Raw genomic sequence first — 5,871 nt, forward strand, 5'->3', positions numbered from 1 at the left:
GGCCTGCATAGGATCTATTATGAGCTGCTCGAGGTCGAGCGCACAGCCGATGCTGGGGTTCTCAAGAGCGCCTATCGCAAGCTGGCGATGAAATATCACCCGGACAAGACCGGGGGATGCACTGACAGCGAGGCGAAGTTCAAGGCTGTCTCCGAAGCCTATGAGGTCCTGAAAGACCCGCAGAAGCGCGCGGCTTATGACCGGTTCGGTCATGCCGCCTTCAAGCAGCAGCAACAGGGCGGCGGCGGCGGATTCCACGGCGGCGGCGCGGGCGGCTTTTCCGACCTTGGCGATATATTCGAGACGATTTTCGGTCAGGGCGGCGGCTTTGGCGGCGGCGGTCGCCAGCAGCAGCGGCGCGGCGCGGACCTGCGCTACGACCTCGAAATCAGCCTCGACGAAGCCTATCATGGCAAGCAGACCGAAATACAGATCGAAGTTTCGACCGCCTGCGACAGTTGCGAAGGGTCCGGCGCGCAGCCGGGCACAGGCGCAAAGACCTGCCACACCTGCAAGGGCCATGGTCAGGTCCGCGCGCAGCAGGGCTTCTTCGTGGTCGAACGCACCTGCCCGTCCTGCCATGGTGCGGGTCAGGTGATCGAAAGCCCCTGCCGCTCCTGCCGGGGCGAGGGGCGGGTGGACAAGCCCAAGACGCTGTCCGTCAATGTCCCCGCGGGCGTGGACGACGGCACTCGCATCCGCCTGTCGGGCGAGGGCGAGGCGGGCGCGCGCGGCGCCCCTGCGGGCGATCTCTACATCTTCCTCCACGTCAAGCGCCATTCGCTGTTCGAGCGGGACGGCACGACGCTCTTCTGCCGCTGCCCGGTCAGCTTCACGACGGCCGCGCTGGGCGGCACGATCGAAGTCCCCGGCCTCGACGGCGTACGCCACGCCATCAAGATTCCGGTCGGCATCCAGTCCGGCAAGCAGATCCGCCAGCGCGGCGCGGGCATGCCGGTCCTCAACGGGCGCGGGCAGGGCGATCTCGTCGTCCAGATCGACGTCGAAACCCCCACGAAACTGACCGCGAAGCAGAAAGAACTGCTCGAAGCCTTCCGCGAAACCGAAACCGGCGAAGAATGCCCGGCCTCGACCGGCTTCTTCGGCAAGATCAAGGATTTGTGGGGGGATTGATCCAACCACCGTTCACCCTGAGCGAAGTCGAAGGGCACGCCTGAACGCAGTGAAGGCACTTCGCTTCGCTCAGTAGAAGGCTTCGACTTCGCTCAGCCCGAACGGTTGTTGGAACGGTGCGGACTATTCCGCGCCCACCAGTAAAATGGCAACCCCGCCGCCATCAGCAGCACGCTGGACCCGCTCGCCACAATCCCCGCGCCCCACAACGTCCACAGCGCATAGCCCAGCCCCACGACCGCAGCGGGCACCACCACCCGAAACCGCATACTCGCCAGCGCGCAGCCGACATAGAGCCACAAGGTCGCCGACGTCGCCAGCAGCGCCATGGCGGTGAACAGCGCCACCAGCCCCTGCAAACTATTGGCGACCAGCAACAGGCTGGCCAGCATTGTGGACAATATCAGCCCGCGCACCGGCGTCCCCTTGGCATCGGTCCCCGCCAGCCAGCGCGGCAATTCCCCCGCCCGCGCCATTGCCAGCGGCACTTCCCCCATCAGCAGCGTCCAGCCATTCAGCGCGCCCAGACAACTGATCGCCACGAACAGCGCAATGAAGCTGGCCGGCCCCGGCGACCAATAATGGCTGACAAATGCGCCAAAGGGCGACCCGGTCTGCGTCTCTGCCGCTGGCAGGGTCAGCGCAATGCCGGAACAGACCAGCAGATAGATTAGCCCCGTCACCGCCGTGCCAATCATCGTCGCGCGCGGGATCGTGCGCGTGGGATCACGCACCTTGTCCGCCGCAACGCTGGCCGATTCAAACCCCAGCAGCGCCCACAAAGTCAGCGCCGCCGATGCGGTAATGCCCGCGCCGGTCAGCCCCTCCGCCGGGAAAGGCGCAACCTGCGCGGTGCCGCTGCCCACGGTCACCACCAGCAACACCAGCACCACCGCAATCGGGATCAGCTTGATGATGGTCGTCACGATCTGCGTCATCCCCGCCGCCCGCGCACCGAGCAGATTGATCCCCGTCATCGCCCACAAAAAGCCGATCGAACAGAGCGCCCCCACGCCCGGTCGCGCCAGCAGCGGCAGGATGCTCGACAGGTTCGCCGTCGCCGCCACCGCTATGGTGACATTGGTGATGATGATCGACAGCCAGTAAATCCAGCCAATCGCAAATCCCGCCAGCGGCCCATAGGCCCGCGCAATCATCTGCGACGCACTTGTCCCCGGCAGCGCCACGGTCAGCCGCGCAATCACAAAGGCCAGCACCAGCGACCCCGCAATCGTAAACCCCCACCCCGCCACCGCATCCCACCCAAAGGGTGCCAGCGCAGCGGGCAACAGGAACACGCCAGACCCGATCATATTGCCCATCACCAGCGCGATGCAGGCGGCAAGGCCCAGCGTGCGCGTGGGTCTGGCGGCTGCGGAGGGAGGGGTCACATCATCCTGCACATCATCCTCCACAGCCATCGCGCCACGCTATCGCCGCTGGAACGGGATAGCCAGAATGGAAATGATCGGCCCGTGGCAGGAACCAAAAACATTGCCGGGCCGTTTCCGGAACACAATGAAGCTTAGGAGAGACTGATGGTTGACGTTCGCAATGACGGATATGATGATCGCCGCGTGATTGTCGAAAAAAGAGGGTCGGGTCGCACAATCGGCATTGTGCTGATCGCTATCCTGGCGATTGTCGGCCTGCTGTTCGCGACTGGCTTCTGGAAAGCGGATGTCTCCGGCGGCGACATGCCCGAAGTCAGCGTCAAGGGCGGTGATCTGCCTGAGGTCGACGTCGATTCCAAGGAAGTGGTCGTTGGCACCAAGAAAACGACCGTTGAAGTCCCCACCGTTGGCGTCAAGGATAATGGCGGGGAATAAATCCCTCTCTCGCAGAACAAAAAAGGCTCCCCCGCACCGGCAGGGGGAGCCTTTTTTGTTGGGCATGAAGGCAGGTTAGGCCGCCAGGAACATATCCGGGTCCAGCGCCATCAGCGCGTCGGCCCCGCCCTCTATCTTGCGGCGCAGCGATCCCGCATCGGGCATGATCCGCTCGGCAAAGAAGCGCGCCGTCACCAGCTTGGCTTCCAGATATTTGGCGTCGCCTTCGCCCGCTTCCAGCAGCCCGGTCGCGGCCTTGGCCATGCGCAGCCACATCAGCCCCGTCGCGACAATGCCAAGGATGTGCATATAATGATGCGCGCCCGCCCCGGCATTGTCGGGGTTCTTCATCGCATTCTGCATCAACCACATGGTCGCCGCCTGCAACTGGCCGGTCGCCTTCTCCAGCGCTTCGGCCAGCGCCGTCAGCTTAGGCTCCGCCTTCGCATCGGCCACTTCGGTCGCGATGATCTTCAAAAACGCCTGCAACGCGCGGCCACCGTTCATTGCCAGCTTGCGGCCGACCAGATCCATCGCCTGCACGCCGTTGGTGCCTTCGTAAATCTGGGCGATGCGCGCGTCGCGGACATATTGTTCCACGCCATTTTCCCAGATATAGCCATGGCCGCCAAACACTTGCTGGCTGGACACCGCGACATCGAAGCCCTTGTCGGTGCCATAGCCCTTGATCACCGGGATCAGCAGGCCGATGAGATCGTCGGCTTGTCTGCGCTCTTCTTCCGTCGCTGCATGGTGCGACAGGTCGACCTGCAACGCCCCCCACAGGATCAGCGCGCGCAAGCCTTCGGTGATCGCCTTGCCCTCCATCAGCATCCGGCGCACGTCGGGATGGACGAACAGTGTATCGGCCTTTTCCTCCGGCTCCTTCGGCCCGGTCAGCGCGCGGCCCTGCCGCCGGTCGCGGGCATAATGGACCGCATTCTGCAAAGCGATTTCCGCCTGGCCCAGCCCCTGCAAACCCACGCCCAGCCGCGCCGCGTTCATCATGATGAACATCGCGGCCAGCCCCTTATTCTCCTCGCCGACCATCCATCCGGTCGCTCCGTCATAATTCATGACGCAGGTGGCGTTGCCATGGATGCCCATCTTATGTTCGATCGACCCGCACGACACCGCGTTACGATCCCCCAGCGATCCATCATCCAGCACCATATATTTCGGCACCACGAACAACGAAATGCCCTTGCTGCTGTCGGGCGCGCCCGGCGTCTTGGCCAGCACCAGATGGATGATATTGTTCGACAGGTCGTGCTCGCCTGCCGAAATGAAGATCTTGGTGCCGGTGATCGCAAAGCTGCCATCCGCATTGGGCACCGCCTTGGTCTTGATGAGGCCCAGATCGGTGCCGCAATGCGGTTCGGTCAGGTTCATCGTGCCGGTCCATTCGCCCGACACCATCTTGGGAATATAGCGCTGTTGCAGCTCGTCGCTGCCCTTGGCGATCAGCGCCGCGACAGCTCCTGCGGTCAGGCCATGATACATTTCAAACGCCTGATTGGCCGACAATATATATTCGTCCACCGCGGTCGATACGACACTGGGCAGCCCTTGGCCACCAAATTCGGTCGGCGAATGGAGCGTGGTCCATCCGCCCGCGACGAACTGGTCGAACGCATTCTTGAAGCCCGTCGGCGTGGTGACGCTGCCATCAGGATGGCGGGTGCAGCCCTCCTTGTCGCCCACCGCGTTGAGCGGAAACAGCACCTCGGCGGCCATCTTGCCGCCCTCCGTCAGGATCGCCTCGACCAGATCGGGCGTCGCATTTTCAAAGCCGGGCAGGTTGGCATAGCGTTCCAGCCCGATGACATGGTCAAGCACGAAACGGGTGTCGCGAACGGGGGGCGTGTAGCTGGGCATGATCGTCTCCGGGGCGTTTTTGTTATTCGGGGGAGGGGGAGAGGGGGTCAGTCTTTGGCGATGGCAGCGACGAAACTCGCGAGTTCGGCAATGGCCGCGTCGATATCGTCCTTCTGCCGGGTCAGCAGCTCGATCCGTGCCTGACATTTGGCGACGGTCACGCGGCGCTGCTCCTCATGTTCTTCGTCCGCGTCATACAGGTCGATCATCTCGCGAATCTCGGTCAGGCTGAACCCGACCCGCTTGCCGCGCAAAATCCACGCCAGCCGCGCCCGGTCACGCCGCGAATAGATGCGGGCCAGACCCTGCCGTTCCGGCGCGATCAACCCTTCATCCTCATAGAATCGCAGGGCGCGTGCGGTGACGCCGAACTCCTCGGACAGGTCGGAAATACTATAGCTCTGCTGGTCCCGATGATCGGGAAGCTCGATGCCGGCGATGCTGCTGCGCGTATCCATAAGGAGCGATGTAATGCAGCTTTACGTTTACGTCAAGGTGAGTGAGGTCGGCGCGACATGGACCTATTGTCCTGGTGACAAGCAGGATGCTTGCCGCTAGGGCGACCGCGTCATGACGGGGGCCATCAGACATTCCAGCACTGCGCGCGGCCTGCTTGCCGCCTTGGCGCTGCTCGTGTTCGCCGTGCAATTGCTGGTGCCATCGGGCTTCATGCCGGTCCGCACCGACCGGGGTGTCATCGTCACGCTCTGCACGGGGCAGGGGGCGATCAACGTCATCGTCGATCGCGACTCCGCGCCGGGCAAGGCCGATCATGCCCCCGACGACGGCATGGCCGGACAACTGCCCTGCGCCTTCGCCGCCTCGCTCCAGCCTGCCGTGCCGCCCCTGTTGCTTGCTGACGTCGCGCTACCCGCCTGGCAATTGGCTTATGGTCCGATCGCCTTCGCGCTCAAGACCGGCCTGATCGCCCGCCTGGCCGCGCCCCCGCCGCCATCCTCAGGGCCGCCTGCCGCCCTTTAACATCCTCGCCCTGTGGGGGAGGTGGCAGCGCGTAGCGCTGACGGAGGGG

Annotated in this window: 6 protein-coding genes; 3 read left to right on the forward strand and 3 right to left on the reverse strand. The window is 63.9% G+C overall.

Annotated elements, in window-relative coordinates; translation table 11 throughout:
* Positions 1-3 precede the first annotated feature (3 nt).
* Complete coding sequence (gene dnaJ, locus EBBID32_RS17915) at positions 4-1,134, forward strand: molecular chaperone DnaJ (RefSeq protein ID WP_037491652.1); 1,131 nt, start codon at positions 4-6, stop codon at positions 1,132-1,134.
* A 92-nt stretch (positions 1,135-1,226) separates the two neighbouring features.
* Here the strand turns inward: dnaJ and EBBID32_RS17920 are convergent, their stop codons facing one another.
* Entirely contained in the window at positions 1,227-2,555 is a 1,329-nt protein-coding gene (locus EBBID32_RS17920) for an amino acid permease (protein ID WP_006962792.1), read from the reverse strand.
* 117 nt (positions 2,556-2,672) lie between these two features.
* On the opposite strand from EBBID32_RS17920, the gene EBBID32_RS17925 reads away from it, so the two are divergent.
* On the forward strand, positions 2,673-2,963 hold the full coding sequence (locus EBBID32_RS17925) for a hypothetical protein (RefSeq protein ID WP_006962794.1): 291 nt from the start codon (positions 2,673-2,675) through the stop codon (positions 2,961-2,963).
* 75 nt (positions 2,964-3,038) lie between these two features.
* On the opposite strand, the gene EBBID32_RS17930 is transcribed toward EBBID32_RS17925, so the two are convergent.
* Positions 3,039-4,841, reverse strand: coding sequence for an acyl-CoA dehydrogenase C-terminal domain-containing protein (locus EBBID32_RS17930; RefSeq protein WP_006962796.1), 1,803 nt, complete (start codon positions 4,839-4,841; stop codon positions 3,039-3,041).
* A 47-nt stretch (positions 4,842-4,888) separates the two neighbouring features.
* Entirely contained in the window at positions 4,889-5,299 is a 411-nt protein-coding gene (locus EBBID32_RS17935) for a MerR family transcriptional regulator (RefSeq protein WP_006962798.1), read from the reverse strand.
* 112 nt (positions 5,300-5,411) lie between these two features.
* Between EBBID32_RS17935 and EBBID32_RS17940 the strand changes: the two genes are divergently transcribed.
* Positions 5,412-5,822 carry a hypothetical protein gene (locus EBBID32_RS17940; RefSeq protein WP_006962800.1) on the forward strand — a complete coding sequence of 137 codons (411 nt, stop codon included), beginning with the start codon at positions 5,412-5,414 and terminating at the stop codon, positions 5,820-5,822.
* Positions 5,823-5,871 lie beyond the last annotated feature (49 nt).

This window comes from Sphingobium indicum BiD32, from assembly GCF_000382885.1.
GTDB classification, from domain to species: domain Bacteria; phylum Pseudomonadota; class Alphaproteobacteria; order Sphingomonadales; family Sphingomonadaceae; genus Sphingobium; species Sphingobium japonicum_C.